Origin of the sequence: Clostridium intestinale DSM 6191 (assembly GCF_900130055.1) — a bacterium.
Classification (GTDB): domain Bacteria; phylum Bacillota; class Clostridia; order Clostridiales; family Clostridiaceae; genus Clostridium_T; species Clostridium_T intestinale.
Genome location: NZ_FQXU01000005.1, coordinates 535,212 through 559,856 on the forward strand (window position 1 = coordinate 535,212; position 24,645 = coordinate 559,856).

A 24,645-nucleotide genomic window follows, 5' to 3' on the forward strand; every position below is an offset into this window, starting at 1 on the left:
AATGATTAGAAAAATTGTTAATATAGATAAAGAAAAATGTAATGGGTGCGGTATTTGTATAACAGCATGTCATGAAGGAGCATTAGAACTTGTAGATGGTAAGGCTACTTTAGTTAGTGATATATATTGTGATGGACTTGGGGATTGTCTTCCAGGATGTCCAATGGATGCTATTAATATAATTGAAAGATCAGCAGAAGAATATGATGATGATGCAGTTCAAGAAAGAATCAAAAGCAAAAATGAAAAGAAGAATAGAAGCATGGACATAATGGACTTTACACCATTTGGGATGGCTTCTCACAATAATAAGAGTAAGACTACTAAAGAGAAGGAAAAATCAGAAGAGGATGAGGTTTCTGCATTAAAGCAATGGCCATGTCAAATAAAATTAGTTCAGCCAACAGCAGGTTTTTTTAGAGATGCTGAACTTTTAATAGCAGCAGATTGTACTGCTTATGCTTATAGAGATATGCATAGTTTAATGGAAGGAAAAGTTACCCTTATAGGATGTCCTAAACTAGATGAAGGAGACTATTCTGAAAAACTTGCCTTAATATTAGAGAAAAATAATATAAAAAGTTTAAAACTTGTTAGAATGGAAGTTCCTTGCTGTGGAGGATTAGAAGTAGCTATTAAAAATGCTATGCTTAAGAGTGGTAAGGTAATACCTTGGGAAGTAGTAGTTATAAGTAGAGACGGAAGAATATTATAATAAAGAAGGTCACTTTATAGTTAAACATTATAAGGTGACTTTTTGTTTTTAGACATGGTATAATTCTCCTATATCAATAAAGATAAGAGGAGGAATTATTATGAGAACTATAAAGTGGGGAATAATAGGACTTGGTGGTATAGCAAATAAGTTAGCTCAAGCTGTAACTTCAATGAGTAATGTTGAGTTAGTAGCAGTAGCTTCAAGAAGTAAAGAGAAGTCAGAGACTTTTGGAAATAGATATGGTGTAACTAAAGATAAGTGTTATGGAAGTTATGATGAAATAGTTAAAGATGAAGAAGTTGAAGTAATATATGTAGCAGTTCCACATAATTTTCATAAGGAACTTTCTATATTGTGTCTTAAAAATGGTAAAGCAGTATTATGCGAAAAACCCGTAACTATAAGTGAAGAAGAGATAAGAGAAGTTATTAAAGTTGCAGAAGAAAATAAAGTGTTCTTTATGGAAGCTATGAAGACTAGATTTTTACCAGTTCATAGAAAGACCAAAGAATTAATTGAGGAAGGAAAAATAGGGGAAGTTAGATTACTTCAAGCGGACTTTGGAAGTTTAGTTCCTTTTGACCCAGAAGGAAGAATATATAACAAGGATTTAGCTGGAGGAGCATTGTTAGATGTTGGAGTATATAATATATCCTATAGTGCATTTATATTTGGAAACAAGCCAAAGGCTATTGATAGCACTCTTTATATAGGTAAAACTGGTGTGGATGAAAATGTATCTGTAACCTTAACCTATGAAAATGGGGAACAAGCACAGCTTTATGGTGCAGTAAATGCTCCAACAATAAGAGAAGCTAATATAATTGGTACCAAGGGAAGAATATGCATCCCAAGATACTCAAGTGGAGAAAAAGTTATTTTAATGTCAGATGGAAAAGAGGAAGTAATAGACCTTCCTTTTGAAATAAATGGTTTTGAATATCAAATTGAAGAAGTAAGTAACTGCATAAGAGAAGGAAAACTTGAAAGTGAAGTTATGAGTTGGCAAGACTCCATAGAAGTAATGAAGATTATGGATGAAGTTGCTAGAGGAAAGAGAGTATAATTAAAAAACTGTGCAATTGGGAGTAATTGCACAGTTTTTATGTTTTTATTTTGTATTTCCCCAAAAATAACTATAGCTATCTCCAATCCCAAGTTGTTCTTTAGGAAGATCATCTAATATTAAAGCTGCCTTTAACAAAGATTTTACTTGATTATGCATAAGGGTGATATCAAATTTATCCATTTCTCTATTATTACTGTTTGTTAGCAAATAATCTGGCATAGGTATAAAGCCAATAACAGGGATGTTTTTTTCAAAGAGAGGTTGACTTTCTCCAAACTCAAACTTATTGTGACCATGTAGAAAAACAGTTTTTGTATTTTCTCTATCTTTAATAGCTTCTTTCCATACCTCAAGCATAATAGGGTTATTTACATAGGTGTATTCGCTTTGAATGTTTCCAGTTGCCTTATACACTCCATTTTCATCATCTTTCCATTCCAGACTACCTAGATGTTCTACAGTAATGGCTGATACAGCTTTTTTATGACCATTTTTTCCATCCCATAGTTCTTCGTTATCATTAAGCCATGTAGAAGTTGCTTGAGAACTTCCTTTAAAAACTGGGAGTCTAAAGTGACCAGTTACAAAAGCAAAAACAATATTTTTATCTAAAGGTTCATCCTTTAGGTATTTAAGCATAGAAAGCATTGCAATGGCACCATTTTCTTCTACAACATTAACTCCATCAGTATGAGAGTTTATGATTATTGTTTCATCTTTATTTTTACCTTCTAACATTACATAAAAAGATTCAGTTTTTGCATCTGATTGAATATTTGCTTCAAGGGTTAAAGTAGCTGTGGATTTAGTATTTGAATAATTTATTACTTTTTCACCTTCTGTTTCATTTACGAAAAGAGCAGGTATTCCAGCATAATCAGTTGTAAAAGGAAGATATTGATCCCTTACTTTTTCACTTGATACACCTTTCCAAACTAAAACAACTGCCTTTACTCCTAAATCTTTTAACTTATTTAAGTTAGGTGTTTGTAAGGTTGAGGATAAAACAACATCACCATCACTTGACACAACATTAGTATTAAGTGGAAATGAGTCTAACTTATTCATGATAAGAGGTAAAGGTAGTTTCTTGGTGTTGTCAATTTCTACAACAGCAATTTTTCCTTTTGCAGGCTTGTAATCATTATTTTTAATATATACTAACTCACCTGTTACACCATCTTTATCAGTTATCCCAGAGTAGGGGTAGGCTGAGGATACCTCTATTTTTTCTCCATCTATAGATAATTCAGAAGTTTTTTCTTCCCATTGCTCGAAGATATATTTATTAGTATGGACTTCTAATCCCATATCAGTTATCTCCGATTTAAGCCAGTTTATAAACTCATTATGTCCTTCGGAGCCAGTGACTCTGCTTCCAAAGGAATTCATAATCTCAATGTTTTGTAACATTACTTCTTCTGAATCTAAATTATTTTCTTTTAAGGTTACTTTTTTTAGATTAGGTGTTGTAAAACTATTAGATGGCTTAGAATGGATACCAAATATAAGAACTACCACACTAATAATAACAAGAAAACTAAATATGACTTTACCAACTTTATAGATAGTTTTTCTTCCTCTTTTCTCTATGTGTAGAGAAAAAAATTCAACTACAGCTAATACTAAAAGTAAAAATCCTGATATGTAGTTAAAAACATTTAAATTTGTAGTGAAAGAGAGTACTTCTATAAATGTAATCAACAGATAAATAAATCTTAGCTTGTTTTTGCTTTTTAGTAATAATTCATAATATAGATATATTAAAAAACTTAATATCATAGTAACTAAGGAAGTGTCTTTTTGCATTCCTATGAAAAAACCTTTAGAAAACGCTAAAAGAAGTAATAAAATTCCTAAAAATAGTTTGAAGTATTTTTTCATATTGTTTATCTCTCCTTTTGAACTTACATTTGTAATGTCATATTAGATATAGTATAGTTAAGTTAATTTAAACATTCAATAAGATGAACCTTAAAACGTACAAATAGGAGGGATATGTAATGTCAGACAAGGATGAAAAGCTAATTAAGCGTTACTCAAATAAGATTACGAATAAGCTAACTAGAGAAGCTATATATACAGCTTTAGTCATTTTGATAAAACAGAAACCTTTTGACAGTATAACTGTTACAGATATTGTAAAGAAAGCAGGAGTATCAAGAACTGCATATTATAACAACTATAATACTAAAAAAGATATTTTAAATGATCTTGTAGATTCACTTATATTTGAAATCAATACGGAGCTTGCTCCATATACTGATTTAAATACAGGAAAAGCAAAAGAACCTGAGGCTTTCATAAGAACTATGTTTAAAGTTTTATATAAACAAAAAGATATTTATAAAATATTATACGAAGCAAACTTTAATCATGTTATTTTAGATAGATTAACAGAATCTATGCAGTCTCAAATATTAGATAAAAGCGATGAAAATATGTATCAGATCGCATTTAATGCAGGAGCACTATATAATGTTTTTTCTAGATGGATTACGAATACAGAAAATAACAATATTGATGAAATGACAAAGATAAGTTTAAAAATGTACTATAAACCAATGTCAGGAAAGCTTGAAGATTAAGTTGTGAGTTACATGATTCTATAGAAAGAATTAGAATTATTGATTAAGCTTATAGAGTAAAAAGGATATGATTAATATAATAATTACTGGAGGTAATATGATGTATAATCATGAACCACAAGGATATATTTGTCCATTTTGTAATATAGTTAAAGGAATAGAAAATGAACATGTATATACAAAACAAAAAGATATAATATATAAAGATGAGTATATAACAGCATTTATAGCTTCAGGATGGTGGGAAAATAATAAAGGACATGTTATTATAATTCCTAATAAACACATAGAAAATTTATATGATTTATCTTCTCAAATATCTTATAAAATACATGATTTTGAAAGAGAAGTTGCAATTGCATTAAAAGAAGTATATAAATGTGATGGAGTTTCTACAAGGCAGCATAATGAACCTTCTGGGGATCAAGATATCTGGCATTATCATCTTCATGTATTTCCAAGATATAAAAATGACAATTTATATAAAACAGATAGAAGGAACTCAGAACCAGAGGAAAGAATAGAGTATGCAGAGAAACTAAGAGAATATTTTAGAAATAAAAAGTCAGAATAAGAACTAACTTATTCTGACTTTTTAACTACCACTCTCGTCCTGGGTCATTAGCCATGGAATTTACTGTTCCTTTGGGATAAAGAACAGAATAATGATCTAGTTTAGGATCACTATTAGATTTAGTAGGGGCAGAAAATACAAATAATAATTTATATTCATCCCCAGCGGTGTAACCTATGATTTCTTCTCCATTAGATTTTACATCATGAGCTGGTGTTCCATAGGCACTTTTTATTTCTGAAAGGGTTAGGTTTTTTAAGCTAGGATCAAAAGATCTTGCTTCAAATATCTGAGCTCCTTTATTAGAACCAAATACTAAATTATGTTTTGAGAAAGTTGAGTAGTTGCCTTTTGCAGAGGCTACCCAATCAGTTTTGTCAGCTGTACCTAATTTCTTTTCTATATCTGAAAGATTTGAGTTTTTCACTCCAAATTCACTGTTTATTATTTTTCCTTCCATAGCAAGCTTTTTAATATTATCTAAAATAATTTTATTATCAGCTTGACTATTAGGATTAGAAGGTGTTTGTGGCTTTGTATTTGGTTTAGAAGAAGAGTCACCACCAGTATTTCCGCTCTCATTAGTAGGATTTTGTGATACATTATTTTCTGATTCAGTAGAAGGCTTATCTTCGTTTATAGGTTTTGAGAAATTAGAGCAACCTACAAGGAAAACAAATGAAAGAGTAAAAATAGTACAAATAATAGTTTTTTTCTTAAAGTATTTTAACATAGTAATCCTCCTTCAATTTAACTTATAAGAAGCCAATAGTTCTTATAATATACAATTAAAGATTATGCTTCTAGAAAGAGAAAGTCAATTACTATAAGGTTACAATAAAAGTATAAAAATGGTAAAATAATATTAACAATATGACGAACAGTTGTCATATTATTGATATTATAATTTAGGTAAGATTATTAAGAGGAGGTATGTAGAATGCTTGAAAATATACCAACAGAAGAAGAGCTTAAACATCTTATGGGAGATAACATATTTAGAAACTGGAGCTTAATCAACAAGTTTATAGAAAAAAACTATGAAATGGACATCTTATGGAATAAGGGAGGAAAAACAGGGGTTTATGAGCTGAAGTATCGTAAAAGCAGTAAGACCCTCTGTGCTTTATATCCAAAAGAACAAGGGTTATGTATGTTGATTATATTTGGAAAAGCTGAACGAGATAAATTTGAAAATTCAAGAGAAGAATTCTCAGAATATATTAATAGTTTTTATGATAACACTAAACAATATCATGATGGAAAATGGTTATACATAGATAGAGTAGATGATGAAATAGCTAAAGATATAGAACGATTATTATTAATAAAGAAAAGACCAAATAAAAAGTTGAAGAGTAGTTAGAGAATTTATAAGAGGTAGAGGCGTGCTGAATTTTTGTGTGATTATAACTATTGACAAGTTGATTTAAAGTATGTATGATAAAAAGTTAAATGTTTTTTAAGAACATCCTTTGTCTAACAATATTATTCTAACTTAAAAACTACAAGTGTACAAGAAAAAATAAGAATGTTTAAGTATATATTTGAGGCTTGGGTGTTAGTTAATACTAGTATATAGTAGAGGGATATATGAGACTTAGTACTTTTAATAACTAATGCTATAATGTTTTTGGATAGAGACGTCTTTATACTAATTGCAGATAAATTTGGAGAGTGATTTTAGTGAAAACAGTTTATGAAACTGAAAGACTTTTATTAAAAGTAGTGGATAAATCATATTCAGAAATGGTTCTTGATTATTATTTAAGAAATAAGTCCTTTTTAGAAGCCTGGGAACCTGTGAGAAATGAAGAGTTTTATACAAAGCAATATCATGAGGAGCAGCTAGATAAAGAACTAACAGAAATTAAAAATAATAATTCATTTAGACTATGGGTATTTAAAAAGGAAGATGATTCTAAAATAATAGGTTCTATAGCCTTTACTAATATAGTAAGAGGGATATTTTTATCAACTTATCTTGGTTATAGATCAGATCAAGACGAAATAAATAAAGGATATATAACGGAGGCAATTCAAAAAGGAATTGAAATTATATTTAATGAGTATGGGTTGCACAGAATTGAAGCTAATATTATGCCAAAAAACAAAATGTCTTTAAGAGTAGTTGAGAAATTAGGTTTTTATAATGAAGGATTATCATATAAATATTTAAAGATAAATGGAAATTGGGAAGATCATATACATATGGTTTTATTAAATAATAATATTAAATAAGGGTGTAGAAAATAAAGGAGCACTTCATAAGCGAAGTACTTCTTATTTTTATTTAGAATATTCTCCATACTCACAGCCAGTATTTCTAATTTCCATGTGATCAATAAGAACTTTTTCAGTGCCTTTTTTTTCATATAGCTTAATTTCACCATATCCCGTGCCACCATTCCACAATCTATTATGAAGTTTTTTACCGTTTGGAGCTTCATAATTTATTAAAAGCATTTCTGATTTTGGACATTCTAAGGTTAGTTCCATTATTGAGTCTGAATTACTGGAATTAACAAACCATTTATTAATACTCTCTCCTTCAGTAAATCCAAACTCTACATTTGATTTCTCCCAAAACTTTGAGAAATTATATTCATACATTTTTCCTTCATAATATAAAGCAACTAAAATCTTTCTATCTAGAGCTACACCTAAAACTTTAGGTTTTCCACCTCCTACCTCAACGGCAGAATTGGTTAAAGTTTTATTTGTAATCAAACTTTTTATATTGCAGCTGCTTATCCATAACCAAGGAGATGTAAAATCTTTTCCCCAGTTTTTATCAGCATAACCATAAGATTTTTCAGGAATAACATCATAAACCTCACCATCAAGAACAACTATCCCTGAATATTCGGTTTTAATTCCTTCTGCATGCCAAAACATTTCAAAGGCATTTAAGTTACGTAAGGATTTAGAGGCTCCTAACCCAACATTATAAGTAATCTTTTTATTAACAGAAAGCTTCCAAGACATTTGGCCAGCATCACACATATATTCAGGATGGTCTTTAGCATCTTCAGGAGTAACCCTACAGTGACCTTCTATATGTTTTTCAGTTAATGTACACTCTCCAATTTTCACATTCAAAACATTTTCGGCAGAAGAGAAAGAGTTGATTGGATAAAAGTTATGTATTTGTTTAGCATTTTCACCCCAAAATCCAACCTTAATCAAAGCATAAGAAGGTTTTACTCCATTTTTTATATTCTCAGGAAGTTGTCCCAAAATAGCTTTTTCTCCACCTAAAGCAGGGTTACAAACAAAGTATTCAACAAAAAAGGCTTTAGCTTCACCAGTTTTTGTATTATAACCAGTGAAATTATGCCACCACCAGTCGTACCCTTCTTTAGCTAAAGGGCCTTTAAGCATATATAAATTTCTACTTAAATCACTTTTATTCATATCCAATACCTCATTGCAATAATTTTAATTTTATTATAACATAAATAATAACAAAACTTGAGGATTCACAATTCTTAAAGAAAAAATAACCATATTTTAATCTGTTTCTAATTAAAATGGTTAATAATATAAACAATAAGAAAAAAAGGGGGCACAAAATGGATATATTAAGAAGAATACATACATTTGATAATTATATACTATTCACTATAAGTAGACGTATTAAAAATAGATATTTAGATAAAGCGATGCCCATGATAACTAGCTTAGGCAACTTGGGTATTATATGGATTATAATAGCTGGGGTTTTGATGATAAATGAAGAGCGTAGATTAATTGGAGAAGTAGTTCTATTAACTTTGATTATCAGTACTTTAGTTGGAGAAGGAATTATAAAACATATAGTTAGAAGAGCACGACCATGTAGTTATAAGGAGAGTATGCACTTATTAATTGACAAGCCTTTATCATATTCTTTTCCATCAGGGCATACCTTATCATCATTTGCTGTTGCAGAAGTTTTATCAGCGTATTTTGTGCAGTTTAGAATAATATTTTTAGCTATAGCTTTCTTAATAGCTTTATCAAGAATTTATTTATATGTCCATTACCCAACAGATGTAATAGCAGGAATGATAATTGGTATAGTCTGCTCTAAGATAGTCTTTATAATATTGCAGGGGGGATATCTTCAGGGAATGATTTTATTAGATAGAATATTTACATATTAGCATAGAAATCTTTATTTTAATGACAGGGAACGTATATTCTGGTATAATGTACAGGCATTAAAATAAAGGGTGTGTTTAGATATGCTAAAAAGAACTCATTTGGCTATGGGAATTGCAACTACAATTACACTCGTCACAAAAGATAATATGCTAATAGTTCCAATAGCATTAGTAGGATCCATAGCCCCAGATTGGGATATATACCTTGGAATAAAACACAGAACCCTTACACATTCATTATTGGCACTTGGGATAAGCTCTTATTTTCTTTATACCTTTAATGAACAGTTAGGAATCTTATGGGGAGTAAATTATTTTACCCATTTATTTTTAGATTCCTTAACCAAGGCTGGTGTTCCATTTTTATATCCCCTTAAGAAAAAACATTATGGTTTTAAATTATTTAAAACAGGTGGAGCAGAGGACTTTTTTATAGGTCTGTTACTTATATACATAATATTTTCTTTGGTTAAATAAAGAAAATATAAGAAAAGAGATATGTCATGCTAAGTAAATTAGTATGGCAAATCTCTTTTTTGTATAGGAAAGAATTAGTAGTAGAGGCATAATAATAGACTCAGAGTATTAGTAAAGGGAATGGTAATAAAACATTCGATAAATTAAGTATGTCTTCATTATATCTTCATATAAAAATAGTAAACTCATAATAAAATTATTGTTGCAGATAATTTAATAAACAATTGAGGGGAGGAAGGGTATTACTGAGTTAATATAGTAATACTGTGATGTTATGAAGAAAAAAGCAATATCAGCTTTACTTATTGTTTCACTATTATTTGGAACAGGTGTACAAGTATTTGCTGAACCTTTAACAGAAGAACAGCAGCAAGTACTTAATGAAAAGGGCGAAAAGGTATCAGAAGCTGAAAGTAAGTATGCGGAACTACAAAATAAAGTAGACGAGCTAGACATGCAAATACAGCCAATAGCTATAGCTGTAGAGGAAAATCTTACGAGGATTGCAGATGCAAATAATCAAATAGAAAGCATTAAGAAACAAATACAAGAAACAAAAAAAGAATTAGAAGAAAAAGAGGAAATCTTTGGATTAAGAATGCGAGTGCTTTATAAATCTGGCGGACAAGCAAGTTATATTGGAATTTTATTAAGTTCTAATAGTTTAGGTGATTTAATTGCTAAAGCTCAAGCAGTTGGAAAGGTAATGAGCTTAGATAAACAAATTATAGGTGATCTTGAGGATAAACAAAAAGAGTATAATGACCATATATCCAACTTAGAAGGTAATATTCAAGAAATTGAATTATTAAACAAAGATAATAAGGTTAAATTAGATGAGCTAAATAAGAAAAAAGAGGAACAAATGGTATACATAAATCAAGCTAAAAAGGAGTATGAAAAATTTGCCACAGATTTAGCAACAACAGAGAGAGAATTATATAAGCCATTTGAAACTATAATTAATAATTCTGGCAGTACAGTTAATGATTTAAATAATGCGATTTCAACTTTAAGAGAGTTAAGAAAGAATGTTAAGAGTTCAGAGATTGATGGTGAGTTAGTAAACTTAATTGAAAAAGCCAAAACTTTAGTTCAGCAAAAACAAGCACCAGTGACTACATTAAGCAGGGGAGGGAGTGTTGCACCTGCGACTGGTTCAGCATCAAGTTCAACTTTGCTTTCCATAGCTTATAGTAAACTAGGCTCTAAATATGTTTATGGAGCCACTGGTCCAAATGTATTTGATTGTTCTGGATTTACACAGTATGTTTTTAAACAAGTAGGCATATCTTTATCTAGAACTACATTTACACAAATAAATGATTGAGTTCCTGTGAACTATTCTGATCTACAACCAGGAGACTTAGTGTTTACGAGTCCGGGACATATGGGCATATATGTAGGAGGAGGGCAAATAATACATGCACCTCAAACAGGCGATGTAGTGAAGGTTTCAAAAATTTGGTCATTCTATGCGGCTAGAAGAGTTATGTAGAATGAAAACTTTATATTTTGGATAGTTTGGATGGAACAAAAAAATATAAATTTATCTATAGAAAATCCTAATGTATAAATAGAAGAAGCATCTTATTGTAGTTTGAGATGCTTCTTTTTTAATAATCATTAATCTTTATAGGTAATTATATAATATATTCAGACATTGTTTATGCCTACGTAATCTACATCATGATATTATATAGAATAACATAAACTGTAAGTAATTTGTATAAAGTGGTAATAAGATTTACTTAATGTATTTATTTCTGATTTCCTCTAGATTTGCAGAATTCAGGTCAGTTACAGATTCGATTAATCCAAGTAATTGACCATCATAGAATATTCCATATGGACCAGAGCTATCTATAGTGAATTTTAATTCAATAACTCCTTTTTTTCCTGTAAATTCTTTAACGAGGTCACCTGTATACATATCTTTTATGAAAAAGTCACTTTCAGGGTTATCAAAAGAATTCAAATCTAGCGAAAGATTTGTGCTAATACCTTTATTAATTACAATAATAAGTGGATCGATCTCATATCCAATTCCCTTTATTGTTATCTCTTGATTTTTATTAGATGTTTGAGCTTTTTTTACTAATCTATCAGTAGATACCTTGCTTATATCATTCCCGTAGATACTTGTCTTTATCTCTTGTGAAGCAGATTCAGATGAAGTATCACCAGAGGAGTCTCCACTGGTTCCAGATATAGAATCAAGATCATCTACCACCTTTATAGTTCCACCAATCATACCCATCCAACAACTAAACTTAATATCCTTAGTTCCAGGAGTAAATTCTAATATATTTTCTCCACTTTTAAGTTTTAATTGTTTATTTAAGGACGGAATCACTAGGGTGCTATTACAAGAATTAAGCTGTTTTCCATCAACAATTAACTTAACAGGAGTCCCTTTTTCAATATAGGATACACTTGGAGTATAGCCTCTACTACTAGCAGTCATTTTTAAAATCTGAACTCCGTTTTCTAGAGTTGCTTTATTTGAGGAGTCTGAAGATGCAGAGCTTTTGTTATTGGTAGATGAACTAACATCTCCGTTAGTAGTTTTAATTTCTTCAATCTTTGATGATATTAAATTCAATGGGTTAATACTTATGCCAGCTAGTGATAATCCACGGTTTCCCATAATAAGACCAAGAACTACTATAAGAATTCCACTGAATTTTAGTATTTTTTTCGTGTAACTTTTACTTAGAAGTCCTGATATTGCACCGAATGTCAGCATCAGTGGAACTGTACCTAAAGAAAATACAAACATAGATAAGGCACCTTTTACGGCACTGCCTGTACCTAAAGCGAAAAGTTGCATAGTTTGAAGTGGACCACAAGGCATAAGTCCATTTAAAAGACCTACTAAAAATGGAGTTTTGTTTTTACTCTTATTATTACATGCAAAGCTAGGTAACTTAATGTTAAATCTTCTGAATATGCTAAATCCAGCCATATTAAACCCCATCATAACCATAAATACTCCAGCGAATATTTGAAGAGCTGCTTTAGTCATAATTGAAAGAGAAAATACTGATCCGATAGCACCGACTATACCACCTAAAATAGTGTAAGATATAACTCTTCCTAGATTATATAGCATTGCTGGTTGCATAGACTGAAATTTGTTTTTACTTTCTTTTAATAAGCTTTGTGAAAGCATTATACCACCACACATACCTACACAGTGAATAGAAGTAAAAATACCAACTATGAAAAGCACTGCATAAGATGCATTACTAAGTTTTGAATCCATATCAAAACCACTAGTATTTAATCCAAGTAGTACAATGGCAGTCACTATAATAAGAAGTCCAATAATCTTATAACCATTAGATTTCTCAGTACTATAACCAGCATTTACTATAGCTGTTTTAATTTTTCTTATTGAACATAAATCTTCATCATATTCAACTATAGCAGATTGTCTAGTATAATTTGCTTTGACGTTCAACACTCCATTTAATTTTTTTATAGACCTTTCAACTCTGGTTTCACACGATGTACAAGTCATATCATAGACTTTAAGTCTTTCTCTTTTAATACTCATAAAATCCTCCAATAAATATGTCATATATTTTAAGTTATAAGTAAAATATATAAAATAATTATGTAAGTTATATGAAGGTAAAAAATCTCTTCATATATTCTTCATAAGAATTATTTATTATATAGCTGTGGTTAAAATTTTTTTGAAGGAGTTGTAGTAATATGAAAAATACAAGGGAAAAAGTAAATACAAATTATTTTTATAAAATATGGGATTGAGAGAGTAAATTTTTTTATATTTACAACACCCCTGGGGAGTGGAGTAGGTAAGTTTGAGAGAAGTAGTCGAGTTAGTGCATGTAATCATAAGGAAAAAACTCGATAGACATACATTGGAAGGAGTAGAATAATGAATCAAGATAAGAATAAAGCTTTGATGGCATTAAGAACTTCTAAGGGGCAAATTGAAGGAATAATTAAAATGATAGAAGATGAAAGATATTGTGTGGATATATCAAACCAAATTATTGCAGCGCAAGCTCTTTTAAAAAAAGCTAATATGTTGATTTTGAAACAGCACATACATCATTGCGTAAAAGATTCCATAAATAAAAGTAATGGTGAAGAGAAAATAGATGAGATAATAGGTATTTTATCTAAGATAACAGATAAGTAAGTATTATAAGATTTGTAAGGAGGAAATTTATATGGCAATAAAGTCATTAAAAATAGAGGGAATGACCTGCGCAGCATGTGCAAAAGCAGTTGAAAGAGCATCTAAAAAGCTTCAAGGTGTTACTGAAGCAAATGTAAATTTTGCAACAGAAAAGCTTAGTGTTCATTTTGATGAGACTAAGGTAGCTATAGCTGATATCCAATCAGCTGTGGAAAAAGCAGGGTATAAAGCTATAATTGAATCTAGTACTAAAACATTAAAAATAGAGGGAATGACCTGCGCAGCTTGTGCAAAAAATATTGAAAAAGTTACAAAAAAACTTGAGGGAGTAATTGAGTCTAATGTAAATTTTGCAACAGAGAAATTAAATATAAGTTATGAAGCTTCTTCAGTTAGGATTTCAGACATAAAAAAAGCTATTGAAAAAGCAGGTTATAAAGCTTTAGAGGAAGAAAGTACTACTATAGATATAGATAAAGAAAGAAAAGAAAAAGAAATAAAACTCTTGTGGAAGAAGTTTATTGTTTCTGCAGTCTTTACAATACCACTATTGATTATAACTATGGGTCATATGTTTGGAGAACCTCTAGGATTCAAGCTTCCTGAGATTATAGATCCTATGCATAATGCTAGAAATTTCGGTATAGTACAACTAATATTAGTTCTTCCAGTTATGGTTGCAGGATATAAATTCTTTACAGTAGGATATAAATCCTTATTTAGAAGAAGTCCTAATATGGATTCTCTTATTGCAATAGGTACATCTGCCGCATTCTTATACGGAATATTTGCAATTGTACAGATTTATAGAGGAAATGTTGATTACGCCTATGATTTATATTTTGAAGCAGCTGGTGTTATTATAACACTGATTTTGTTAGGGAAATATCTTGAAGCTGTAACTAAAGGAAAAACTTCTGAAGCTATAAAAAAACTTATGGGACTTGCGCCTAAAACAGCAATAATCATTAAAGATGGTAAGGAAATAGAAACCCCTATAGATGAAGTAGAAGTAGGAGATATTATAGTAGTTAAGCCAGGGGAGAAAATGCCTGTAGATGGTGAAGTTGTAGAGGGAATTACTTCAGTTGATGAATCTATGCTCACTGGAGAGAGTATTCCAGTAGAAAAGAATATTGGAGATAAAATAATAGGTGCTAGTATAAATAAAAATGGTACTATAAAATATAAGGCTACAAGAGTAGGTAAAGATACAGCATTAGCACAGATTATTAAATTAGTAGAAGATGCTCAAGGGTCTAAAGCTCCAATTGCAAAATTGGCAGATATTATCTCAGGATACTTTGTTCCTGTTGTTATTACGATTTCTATAGTAGCATCATTGGCTTGGTACTTTATTGGTGGGGAAACAGGAATATTTGCATTGACTATATTTATATCTGTACTTGTTATAGCTTGCCCTTGTGCTTTAGGATTAGCAACGCCAACGGCTATTATGGTTGGAACAGGAAAAGGTGCCGAATATGGAGTTCTTATAAAAAGCGGTGTAGCTCTAGAAACTGCACATAAGATAAAAACAATAGTATTTGATAAAACAGGTACAATAACAGAAGGAAAGCCAAAGGTTACAGATATAGTTGTTTCAAATGGAATAGATGAAAATAAATTGCTACAATTAGCAGCATCAGCAGAAAAGGGTTCAGAACATCCATTAGGTGAAGCTATAGTAAAGGATGCTGAAGAAAAAGGATTAAAGATTTTGAAGCTTGATTTCTTTAAAGCAAATCCGGGACATGGTATAGAAGTTAAGATAGATGGTAAAGTAATTTTACTTGGAAATAGAAAGCTTATGATTGAGAGTGATATATCATTAGAAGATTTAGAGGAAACTTCACATAGATTAGCAAGTGAAGGTAAAACTCCGATGTATATATCTATTGATGATAAAATAGCAGGTATAATTGCAGTTGCAGACACTGTTAAAGAAAATAGTAAAAGGGCAATCGAAAAACTTCATGATATGGGAATTGAAGTAGCTATGATAACTGGAGATAATAAACGAACTGCTGAAGCTATAGCAAAACAAGTTGGTATTGATAGAATTTTAGCAGAAGTTCTTCCTCAAGATAAGGCAAATGAGGTTAAAAAACTTCAAGCTGAAGGTAAAAAAGTAGCTATGGTTGGAGACGGAATAAATGATGCACCTGCACTAGCACAAGCAGATATTGGAATAGCAATTGGTTCAGGAACAGATGTCGCTATGGAGTCAGCAGATATTGTACTTATGAGAAGTGATCTTATGGATGTACCAACAGCAATTCAATTAAGTAAGAAAACAATATCAAATATTAAGCAAAATCTATTTTGGGCATTTGGATATAATACGTTAGGTATACCAGTAGCTATGGGAATATTATATATATTTGGAGGACCACTGCTAAATCCAATTATAGCTGCTGCTGCTATGAGTTTTAGTTCAGTTTCAGTTTTACTAAATGCATTAAGATTAAAAAGATTTAAACCAGCTAGATAATTATTAAAATATTAAAAAAATTAGGAGGAATTAAAATGAAAAAGAAGATATTAGTTGAAGGAATGAGTTGTGGGCATTGTGTTAATCATGTCAAAGAGGCATTAATGGAGTTAGAGGGAGTAAGTAGCGTAAATGTTACTTTAGATGATAAAACAGCTATACTAGAAGCATCTAAAGATATAAATGATGAAGATATAAAATTTGCAATTGATGATGCAGGATATGAGGTAGTGGGAATAGAAGAGATATAGTATAGAATTAAGAGTTTTGATAATAATTTACTTTTTATCAAAACTCTTTTTATTTAATGTTAATAAACTAGAGTTAAGAGAATTAAGGTTTAAAGTAGGCAAAAGGGTTGAAAGGAAATAAATATGAAGATTTTAGAAGTTAAAATATTGGATCTGATAATTATAGGAGCACTTTTAATACTAAGTTTTTTACCATTAGGAATTTTCATGGTTGTAAAAGGAGATAAGAAAAGTGGTGATATTATTATTAATATAGACAATAAAATAGTAAAAAAAGTTCCATTAAATCAATCTAGCGAAAGCATAACATACCAGATTGATTTTAATAATAATACAGGATATATTGAAGTTAAAGATGGTAAAGTAAGAATGTTAGAAATGAGTAAAGAAATTTGTCCTAACTCTATTTGTTCAGATACAGGGTGGATTGATAAAATTTATCAAAGTATTGTATGCTTGCCTAATAACATTATAGTTACAATTGAAGGTGTTGAAGAGGAGGCCATAGATGCACAATCATTTTAAATCTGTACTAGATTTACTTAAGTAGTACTAAATTAATAGAATATATTTGATTTAAAAGATATTTCTTCATAATATCTTTATATAGGTAATTTAAAATGTAACTATAATATAGATGATTTTAGCTATTTAGAAATCATAATGGAGGGGTATACATGAATTTTAATAAAAGTAATAAAAGAAAAGGCAAACACAACCATAGCCCATTAAAACATATGCTTCACATGGCACTTTGTTGTGGATTACCTATAATTATCTTATCATTCTTACCGCTTATATCTAGATTAAGTCCAAGAGCAGGAGTATTTGTTTCCGGAATAATCCCGTTTATATGTCCTTTAATGATGATTGGAATGATACCAATGATGTTTGGTGGGGATAAAAAAGGAAGTTGTTGTAGTGATAATAATGATAAAGAAGCGAATAAGTCCTTAGAGTAAGGTCTTAATAATATAATTGATTCATTTAAACACTTGACTTCGAGTTTACTCGAAGAAGTATGATATAGACTATAAAGGTGGGCTAGAAAAACAAATAGGAGCTAGTATATTAAAAGAAGTTCTCCCACCCTTATATTGTTAAAGCCTATAAAAAAACTATATAGGAATTTGTTGTAATTGTCTCATAGGAAATCACTTTTATTCCTACAGCATGAGCATCTGTCACTAGTTGATTAGGAAGGGAAACTCCTATTAATATTTACATATTAGCATAGCAATCTTTATTTTAATGACTGGGAACATATATTCTGGTATAATGTACAGGCATTAAAATAAAGGGTGCTTTTATAAATTACTTCCTAAATATAATTTAAAGTTGGAGAAGTTTTTAAAATCAACTTAACTAAAAATGTATCATCTGTTTTTAAGGTGTGAAATTCTCCTTTATGGAGGGCTATAATTTTTTTGCAGTTTTTAAGTCCTATACTAGTACTATCAACTCTTTTTAGAGTATCTATTTTATTTTCTACGGTAATAACTATTTTTTCATTTTCTATATAGTATTTAATATTAACTTCTTTAGAAGTATCAGCATATTTAGATATATTAGAAAAAATGTTATCAAAAACTCTACGAATTGATATTAAATTAAGTTCTACAAAAAACAGCCTATCACAGGAATCAACATTAAAGTTAAAACCGCTATTGCCTAAGGTTAAAATTTGTTCTTGAATTAACTGTTCAAACAGTTCATTTCCATTAAAAATTTCTAATTTTAAGTCATCGCTGGTATTGAAGACTGTAAAATACTCAAATAATTTGTCAGATAAATATTTTATTTGATATGCCTTTTCTCTACTATTATGAATATATTGATTAAAGGCTTCATTAGTTTTATATTTTTTGTATTCTATAATATCTAGATATCCAACTAATGCTGTAAGAGGAGTTCTAAGGTCATGAGATAGAGCAGTTATTAATTCACTATTAGCAAGTCTTGCTTCATTTTCGCTTTCTAGCTTTTCTATAAAAGACTTTCTCATATCATCAATACTTTGAGCTAAGGATGAAAGTTCATCATTACTTTTTATAGAGATGTTATAATTTAAATCTCCACATTCTAATATTTTTATTTCCTTTTCAAGCTGACCTATATAGCCTATCTTCTTATTAATAAAAAATAGCATAAGTATTATGAAAAGTAGCGCTGATATAAAGACTGAAAAGAATATTAATATATAGTAGTATTTATACTCAAAAAAACACTCCATATGTAGTTTAGCATTACCATCAATAAAAGGAATATCAACAAGAACATTAGTAGGAAATATAGGAGCTTCCTTGTATTGTTCATAATTTGTTACTTCGCTAGTTAAGTTAGAAGTATAAACTAGGTTATTATCCTTATAAAGATATATGTCTACATACTTTTCATTACCAGCCCAGTTTTTTAGAGAATCATAATCATTTATAGATAGCTTATTATCTGAAACATAGTCTTTAAATTCTGATATAGCTTGCTTTTTTTTATCTAATAAAAATGATGTTTTATTAAAATAGTTGTTTAATAATTTTTCACCAAGGTTATTTATTAAGAAAAAGATTAAAATAGATACTATAAACGAAAAGATTAATGATAGTATTAATTTTACTTCTAACTTAGTAAAGAAAGCTTTTCTACTCAATTCGATACCCCTTTCCCCAAACTGTTTTAATATATTCAGGATTTTGTGGATCTTCTTCTAATTTACTTCTTAAGTTTCTTATATGAACCATAACTGTATTATTACATGAATAGAAGTAAGGCTCTCTCCAGATGCTTTCATAAAGGTTTTGAGCTGAAAAGATTTTTTTTCGATTTTGTGCCATTAATAAAAGAATATTGTATTCTATCTCTGTCAAAATAAGCTCTTTTCCATTTACTGAAGCTTCATTTGAACTTGTATTTATTATTAAGCCGTTAATACTTATTGAATTATCCGTATCTTTTACCTCTTTTCCTTTATATACGTAATATCTTCTAAGTAAGGCTTTAACTCTCGATACTAATTCTGTATATGAAAATGGTTTGGATAGATAATCATCACTTCCAGCTGAAAAAGCCATATATTTATCAGAATCTTGGGACTTGGCAGTTAAAAATAAAATAGGAGCACTTGTTTTTTCTCTAATATCTATACATGCTTTAAAGCCAGTCTTTTTGGGCATTACAACATCAAGGATTATTAAATCAATTTCATCATCCACTTTGTTTATAGCATCCTCTCCATCTACTGCCTCAACTACATTGTATCCTTCACTTTCCAATAAAACTCTGACTATTTCTCTTATATCTTCATTATCATCTGCAATTAAAATATTTTTCATAATGCATTGATCACCTCCGCATGTTATTAGTATATATCTCAAAATATCTTAAATCTATACATTTAAAGCTACTTAAGATTTCTTAAGATTTGATATACCTAAATCTTAAGATGTTAAAGCTAAACTTTAGAATATCAAGTCAAAGCATAGATGAAGAAGGAGATAGTTATGGAAAAAACAAAAAAAATATTATTAGGGAAAATAGCCTTGATAATTTTAGGGATTATAGTTGTAATATTAACATTTAGATATTTACCACAGCTTATTGAATTAACTACATCACTTGATAAGTTTAGAGATTATATAATTTCTACAGGGAAGTTTGGGGCTTTTTTAATTATATTTTTTCAAATAGTACAAACTGTCATTGCACCAATTCCAGGAGAAGCAATTCAGCTTGCTGGAGGTTATGTATATGGTGTCCCTTTAGGATTACTTTATTCAGTTATAGGAATGATGATTGGGTCAGTTATGATTTTTTACTTTACAAGATTTATAGGTGCCTCCTATGTAGAAAAACGAATAGATAAGGAAAAATATAAATGGCTTTTTGATATTATGGATAGCAAAAAGTTTACTGTTACCTTATTTGTGTTTTTTATTATTCCAGGATTACCAAAGGATTTTTTGATATATCTAGCAGGATTAACACCAATAAAACCAATCAAGTTTTTTGTGATTTTACTGGTAGGGAGGTTACCATCAATAGCTGCTCCAGTAGTAATAGGTGCTAATATACATTATGAGAACTATACCTCAATAATAGTAATTTCAATTATAGCAGTAGTATTATTTATTTTGGGTGTGGTATATAAAGATAAGATTATAGAAAAACTTTCAGGGACTGAAGCAGAAGAAGTATAGTCATTAGAGGATATATTGTAAAAGAAAAGTAGTTTTGATAACATATATGTAACAATTATAGGAGGAGAATTTATGATAGAAACTAAAAAAGAAAATATAGTTACACTAACCATAGCTAAAAAAGAGGAATTACAGAAATTTAAAAAAGAGCTACAAGAATCATTTACTTATGCAGTAGTTAAAGAATTTGGGGATGATTCAGATAAGTCTATCCCTTCAGATAAAACTATAGAAGAATCTTTTAATGCTAAAGGAGCCATTGTTTATCATATATTATCAGATGGAAAAAAGGTTGGGGGAACTGTAGTTGTTATAGATAAAGAAACACAACACAATTCTTTAGATCTACTTTTTATTAATATAGATGCCCATAGTAATGGGATTGGCTATAGGGCTTGGAAAGCCATCGAAGAAAACCATCCTGAAACAAAGGTTTGGGAAACTCATACACCATATTTTGAGAAACGTAATATCCACTTCTATGTAAATAAATGTGGATTTAAAATAGTAGAATATCTAAATAAAAATCATCTAGGTTCACATGAATCAGAAGATGAAGAATTGCCAGGAGGAGAAGATTTTTTTAGATTTGAAAAAGTTATTCACCAATAGTTTTAATAAAGAAGTAAAAAATACTAACAGGCTAATTTGAATTAAAATATATTCAATTTAGCCTGTTAAAGATTTCATCTTTTTTATAAATCCCAGTAGCAACAAGGGTTTTATCTATATTACTTTTATCAACTGCTATTGGATTAACTAGGATTGAGGGAACGTCCTTTAATCCATTATTAATATCATTAGTTACATCAATTACACTTCCATTAACTAATCTAATAGCTGTATCAACAGCTGTTTTAGCAAGTTCTCTACTGTCCTTAAACACAGTCATTAATTGAGTTCCATAAACTATTCTTTTAATTGCAGCTAGGTCAGCATCTTGACCGGTTACAGCCGTTTTTCCAGCTAAACCATGTTCACTTAAAGCAGATATTACTGCTCCAGCAGTTGCATCATTTGGAGCTAAAACACCATCTATTTTATCGGAAACATTATTTAGAATATCAGATACAATTGTGTATGCATCTATAGGAATCCATCCTTCAATTACCTTATCTGCTATTATTTTTACTGATCTATTTAGGACTAAAGGAGTTATATATTCCATAGCCCCTTCTTTGAACAGCTCTCCTTTAGGTGATCCAGATAAAAGAATGTAATTTCCTTTTGGAACATATGTTGTAAGGTACTTTCCTTGAAGTTCTCCCACTCTTATATTGTTAAAACCTATAAAAAAATTTATATCGGAATTTATTGCAATTGCCTCATAGGAAATCACTTTTATTCCTACAGCATGAGCATCCTTAACTAGTTGTTTAGTACTTTCCTCATCTATTGGGACAATAATTATTATACTAACTTGTTCAGTTATCATAGTAGCAACTTGTTGAGCCTGTTTAACTGGGTCAAAATCAAAATATTTTATTTCTAAAGTAGCTCCTTGAGCATCAGCTTCTTTTTTCATGGCAGCAGCGTCCCTAATCCATCTATCTTCTCTTTGATTAGGAAGGGAAACTCCTATTAATATTTGCCTAGGGATGTTTTGATTAGGGGTAAATAGATTTTTATTATTTAGTAAACGACTAACAGGAACATAAAAAACATCTGGAATTGATACATACATGCGGTTCACCTATTATGTTTAATATATTAATAGTTTATTGTTGTTATTTTATTATAGTTCAATAAAATAGAAATATTATTAATGTTTTATGGGTTTGACAAAAACACCCCCCTTTACATGAGAACGTTAGTTCGATATAATAATATTAATTTCATTAATATTGGTAATAGAGGAGTAGTGAAAGATGAATGGGAATAAAAGATTAATATTTCATATAGATGTTAATAGTGCTTATCTTTCATGGGAGGCTGTTTATCGCTTGCAGCATGGAGATAAAGTTGATTTAAGGAATATATGTAGTGTAGTTGGTGGAAGTGAGCAAAGTAGACATGGAATAGTACTAGCAAAATCTATCCCAGCTAAGAAGTTTAAGGTGACAACTGGTGAAACTCTTTATAATGCAAGACAAAAGTGCCCGGGCTTGTTGGTAGTTCCACCTCGTTATGAGCTTTATATGCAGTGCAGTAATGCCTTAAATGAAATATTACAAGAATACACTAATAAGATACAACGTTTTTCAGTAGATGAAAGTTTTCTTGACTTTAGCAATATGGAGAACTTATATCCTGATCCAATAAAGCTTGCTGAGGAAATAGGAACCAGAATTAAAAAAGAATTAGGATTTACTGTAAATATAGGTATATCAAACAACAAACTTTTAGCTAAAGTGGCCTCGGATTTTCAAAAACCAGATAAAATACACACACTATTTCCACATGAAATAAAGAATAAGATGTGGAAACTACCTGTGGAAGATTTATTTATGGTAGGAAGAGCTACACTACCTAAACTCCATAAATTAAATATCTATACTATAGGGGAACTTGCAAATTATGATCTTAGTCTTTTAACTTATCACCTCAAGAGTCATGGCAGACTTATATGGAACTATGCAAATGGAATAGATGATTCTGAGGTAAAAGCAGATAAAAATATTGATATGAAGGGGATAGGAAACTCTACTACTATACCTTATGATGTTAGAGATAGAGAAACTATTCAGTTGATAATTTTATCTCTTGCAGAGATGGTTGGAGAGAGGCTTAGAAAGTCTGAAAACTACTGTAAGGTTATTTCTATTTCTATAAGAAGTAGCGATTTCACAAACTATTCTCACCAAAGAAAATTAGTTTGCCCAACTGATTCAACACAAAAGATTGCAGAAACTGCATCAGAACTATTTAATGAATCATGGAAGGGAGAACATGTGCGTCATGTAGGTGTTCATGTTACGGATTTATCTACAAATGCATTTTATCAATATGACATTTTAGATTCTAGAAATGTAGATAAGATGCGTGACTTAGATAAGGTAATAGACAAAATTAGGCTAAAATACGGACAGAAATCAATAGTGCGTTCATCCTTCATAAAATCAGGAGTTAAAAACATGTCTGGTGGAGTAGGAGAAGATGAATATTTAGTTATGTCTAATTTATTATGAGGAGCTGGTATTAAGTGAAAGTTATAGCTAAATCCATCGATGTAATTGCCTGGTTTACTGAAGCTGGTGAGCCTAGTCCTATAAGATTTAGAATGAAAAATGAGGACCAATCTACTACCATAATTAAAGTAGATAAAGTAATTTTTAAAGAAAAAGAAAAACTAGCTGGAAATCCCATGCTAGTTTTTAGATGTCAAAGTATGATTGATAAAATAAATAAAATTTATGAATTAAAATATGAACTCCAAACCTGTAAATGGACTTTATTTAAGATGTAGAAGCAATAAAACTTTAAAAGGCTAAGTTGAATTAAAATTATTCAATTTAGCCTTTTAAAGATTTTATCTTTTTTATAAATCCCAGTAGCAACAAGTGTTTTATCTATATTACTTTTTATCTTGTAAATATCTTAAATGTTAAGAATTCTTAAGATTATTAGCAATGAAATATTAATGTTTTAATTTAATAATAAATACATAGCTTAGACGAAATAAAATTTAAATATATGAAATTTTAGGAGGAAGAAATGAAAAGATTATTTACATCTGAATCAGTTACAGAAGGACATCCAGATAAAATCTGTGATCAAATATCAGATTCAGTTTTAGATGCTATATTTGAACAAGATCCAAATGCTAGAGTAGCATGTGAGACAGCAGTTACAACTGGAATGGTAATGGTAATGGGGGAAATATCAACTAAATGTTATGTGGATATTCCTAAGGTAGTTAGACAAACTATTAGAGAAATAGGTTACGATAGAGCAAAATATGGATTTGACTGTGATACTTGTGCGGTATTAACTACTATAGATGAGCAATCATCAGA

General features: G+C 30.0%; 25 protein-coding genes and 1 pseudogene. 19 read left to right on the top strand and 7 right to left on the bottom strand.

Annotated elements, in window-relative coordinates:
- Position 1 precedes the first annotated feature (1 nt).
- Together BUA92_RS09145 and BUA92_RS09150 are read left to right on the top strand one after the other, a co-directional pair.
- Positions 2–715: an ATP-binding protein gene (locus tag BUA92_RS09145; protein ID WP_073018876.1), complete on the top strand. Its 714-nt coding sequence runs from the start codon at positions 2–4 to the stop codon at positions 713–715.
- Between the two features lie 100 nt (positions 716–815).
- The gene (locus BUA92_RS09150) at positions 816–1,784 is read left to right on the top strand and encodes a Gfo/Idh/MocA family protein (RefSeq protein ID WP_073018878.1); all 969 of its coding nucleotides are present in this window, start codon (positions 816–818) and stop codon (positions 1,782–1,784) included.
- Between the two features lie 45 nt (positions 1,785–1,829).
- On the opposite strand, the gene BUA92_RS09155 is transcribed toward BUA92_RS09150, so the two are convergent.
- On the bottom strand, positions 1,830–3,671 hold the full coding sequence (locus BUA92_RS09155; protein ID WP_073018880.1) for a zinc-binding metallopeptidase family protein: 1,842 nt from the start codon (positions 3,669–3,671) through the stop codon (positions 1,830–1,832).
- Positions 3,672–3,790: 119 nt separating this feature from the next.
- On the opposite strand from BUA92_RS09155, the gene BUA92_RS09160 reads away from it, so the two are divergent.
- Positions 3,791–4,375 (top strand): TetR/AcrR family transcriptional regulator, encoded by a 585-nt coding sequence (locus tag BUA92_RS09160; RefSeq protein WP_073018882.1) that lies wholly within the window; start codon positions 3,791–3,793, stop codon positions 4,373–4,375.
- A 100-nt stretch (positions 4,376–4,475) separates the two neighbouring features.
- Complete coding sequence (locus BUA92_RS09165) at positions 4,476–4,949, top strand: HIT family protein (RefSeq protein WP_073018884.1); 474 nt, start codon at positions 4,476–4,478, stop codon at positions 4,947–4,949.
- A 25-nt stretch (positions 4,950–4,974) separates the two neighbouring features.
- Here BUA92_RS09165 and BUA92_RS09170 read toward each other — a convergent pair whose 3' ends face one another.
- Positions 4,975–5,682 carry a YjgB family protein gene (locus BUA92_RS09170; protein ID WP_073018886.1) on the bottom strand — a complete coding sequence of 236 codons (708 nt, stop codon included), beginning with the start codon at positions 5,680–5,682 and terminating at the stop codon, positions 4,975–4,977.
- A gap of 207 nt (positions 5,683–5,889) precedes the next feature.
- Here BUA92_RS09170 and BUA92_RS09175 point away from each other — a divergent pair, with 207 nt between their 5' ends.
- Positions 5,890–6,315: a DUF3788 domain-containing protein gene (locus tag BUA92_RS09175; protein WP_073018888.1), complete on the top strand. Its 426-nt coding sequence runs from the start codon at positions 5,890–5,892 to the stop codon at positions 6,313–6,315.
- 320 nt (positions 6,316–6,635) lie between these two features.
- Positions 6,636–7,190, top strand: a complete 555-nt coding sequence (locus tag BUA92_RS09180) for a GNAT family N-acetyltransferase (protein ID WP_073018890.1) — start codon at positions 6,636–6,638, stop codon at positions 7,188–7,190.
- A gap of 48 nt (positions 7,191–7,238) precedes the next feature.
- Here the strand turns inward: BUA92_RS09180 and BUA92_RS09185 are convergent, their stop codons facing one another.
- On the bottom strand, positions 7,239–8,366 hold the full coding sequence (locus BUA92_RS09185; RefSeq protein ID WP_073018893.1) for a tocopherol cyclase family protein: 1,128 nt from the start codon (positions 8,364–8,366) through the stop codon (positions 7,239–7,241).
- A gap of 158 nt (positions 8,367–8,524) precedes the next feature.
- Between BUA92_RS09185 and BUA92_RS09190 the strand changes: the two genes are divergently transcribed.
- The 3 genes and pseudogenes from BUA92_RS09190 (at position 8,525) to BUA92_RS23590 (ending at position 11,072) form a co-directional block, all read left to right on the top strand.
- Positions 8,525–9,097, top strand: coding sequence for a phosphatase PAP2 family protein (locus tag BUA92_RS09190; protein ID WP_073018895.1), 573 nt, complete (start codon positions 8,525–8,527; stop codon positions 9,095–9,097).
- Positions 9,098–9,178: 81 nt separating this feature from the next.
- On the top strand, positions 9,179–9,574 hold the full coding sequence (locus tag BUA92_RS09195) for a metal-dependent hydrolase (protein ID WP_073018897.1): 396 nt from the start codon (positions 9,179–9,181) through the stop codon (positions 9,572–9,574).
- 454 nt (positions 9,575–10,028) lie between these two features.
- Positions 10,029–11,072 (top strand): annotated as a pseudogene (locus BUA92_RS23590) (C40 family peptidase).
- Positions 11,073–11,321: 249 nt separating this feature from the next.
- Here the strand turns inward: BUA92_RS23590 and BUA92_RS09205 are convergent.
- A complete protein-coding gene (locus BUA92_RS09205; protein WP_073018899.1) occupies positions 11,322–13,136 on the bottom strand; it encodes an urease accessory protein UreH domain-containing protein in 1,815 nt (604 codons plus the stop codon).
- Between the two features lie 348 nt (positions 13,137–13,484).
- On the opposite strand from BUA92_RS09205, the gene BUA92_RS09210 reads away from it, so the two are divergent.
- The 5 genes from BUA92_RS09210 (at position 13,485) to BUA92_RS09230 (ending at position 17,458) form a co-directional block, all read left to right on the top strand.
- Entirely contained in the window at positions 13,485–13,751 is a 267-nt protein-coding gene (locus tag BUA92_RS09210; protein WP_073018900.1) for a metal-sensing transcriptional repressor, read from the top strand.
- Between the two features lie 31 nt (positions 13,752–13,782).
- On the top strand, positions 13,783–16,245 hold the full coding sequence (locus tag BUA92_RS09215) for a heavy metal translocating P-type ATPase (protein ID WP_073018901.1): 2,463 nt from the start codon (positions 13,783–13,785) through the stop codon (positions 16,243–16,245).
- A 35-nt stretch (positions 16,246–16,280) separates the two neighbouring features.
- Positions 16,281–16,496, top strand: a complete 216-nt coding sequence (locus BUA92_RS09220) for a heavy-metal-associated domain-containing protein (RefSeq protein WP_073018902.1) — start codon at positions 16,281–16,283, stop codon at positions 16,494–16,496.
- A gap of 123 nt (positions 16,497–16,619) precedes the next feature.
- On the top strand, positions 16,620–17,021 hold the full coding sequence (locus BUA92_RS09225; RefSeq protein WP_073018903.1) for a NusG domain II-containing protein: 402 nt from the start codon (positions 16,620–16,622) through the stop codon (positions 17,019–17,021).
- Between the two features lie 152 nt (positions 17,022–17,173).
- Positions 17,174–17,458 (top strand): hypothetical protein, encoded by a 285-nt coding sequence (locus tag BUA92_RS09230; protein WP_073018904.1) that lies wholly within the window; start codon positions 17,174–17,176, stop codon positions 17,456–17,458.
- A gap of 359 nt (positions 17,459–17,817) precedes the next feature.
- On the opposite strand, the gene BUA92_RS09235 is transcribed toward BUA92_RS09230, so the two are convergent.
- A complete protein-coding gene (locus BUA92_RS09235) occupies positions 17,818–19,143 on the bottom strand; it encodes a sensor histidine kinase (RefSeq protein ID WP_073018906.1) in 1,326 nt (441 codons plus the stop codon).
- Complete coding sequence (locus tag BUA92_RS09240) at positions 19,136–19,825, bottom strand: response regulator transcription factor (RefSeq protein WP_073018907.1); 690 nt, start codon at positions 19,823–19,825, stop codon at positions 19,136–19,138. Before BUA92_RS09240 ends, BUA92_RS09235 begins: the two co-directional genes overlap by 8 nt.
- 168 nt (positions 19,826–19,993) lie before the next feature.
- On the opposite strand from BUA92_RS09240, the gene BUA92_RS09245 reads away from it, so the two are divergent.
- Entirely contained in the window at positions 19,994–20,689 is a 696-nt protein-coding gene (locus BUA92_RS09245; protein WP_073018909.1) for a TVP38/TMEM64 family protein, read from the top strand.
- Positions 20,690–20,761: 72 nt separating this feature from the next.
- The gene (locus BUA92_RS09250; RefSeq protein ID WP_073018911.1) at positions 20,762–21,301 is read left to right on the top strand and encodes a GNAT family N-acetyltransferase; all 540 of its coding nucleotides are present in this window, start codon (positions 20,762–20,764) and stop codon (positions 21,299–21,301) included.
- A 52-nt stretch (positions 21,302–21,353) separates the two neighbouring features.
- On the opposite strand, the gene BUA92_RS09255 is transcribed toward BUA92_RS09250, so the two are convergent.
- Positions 21,354–22,373: a sugar ABC transporter substrate-binding protein gene (locus BUA92_RS09255; protein WP_073018912.1), complete on the bottom strand. Its 1,020-nt coding sequence runs from the start codon at positions 22,371–22,373 to the stop codon at positions 21,354–21,356.
- Between the two features lie 184 nt (positions 22,374–22,557).
- Here BUA92_RS09255 and BUA92_RS09260 point away from each other — a divergent pair, with 184 nt between their 5' ends.
- The 3 genes from BUA92_RS09260 to BUA92_RS09270 all read left to right on the top strand — a co-directional run.
- A complete protein-coding gene (locus BUA92_RS09260) occupies positions 22,558–23,817 on the top strand; it encodes a DNA polymerase Y family protein (protein WP_073018913.1) in 1,260 nt (419 codons plus the stop codon).
- 14 nt (positions 23,818–23,831) lie between these two features.
- Positions 23,832–24,095 carry a hypothetical protein gene (locus tag BUA92_RS09265; RefSeq protein WP_073018914.1) on the top strand — a complete coding sequence of 88 codons (264 nt, stop codon included), beginning with the start codon at positions 23,832–23,834 and terminating at the stop codon, positions 24,093–24,095.
- Positions 24,096–24,343: 248 nt separating this feature from the next.
- A partial coding sequence (locus tag BUA92_RS09270; RefSeq protein WP_278335133.1) for an S-adenosylmethionine synthetase N-terminal domain-containing protein occupies positions 24,344–24,645 on the top strand: 302 nt, incomplete at its 3' end.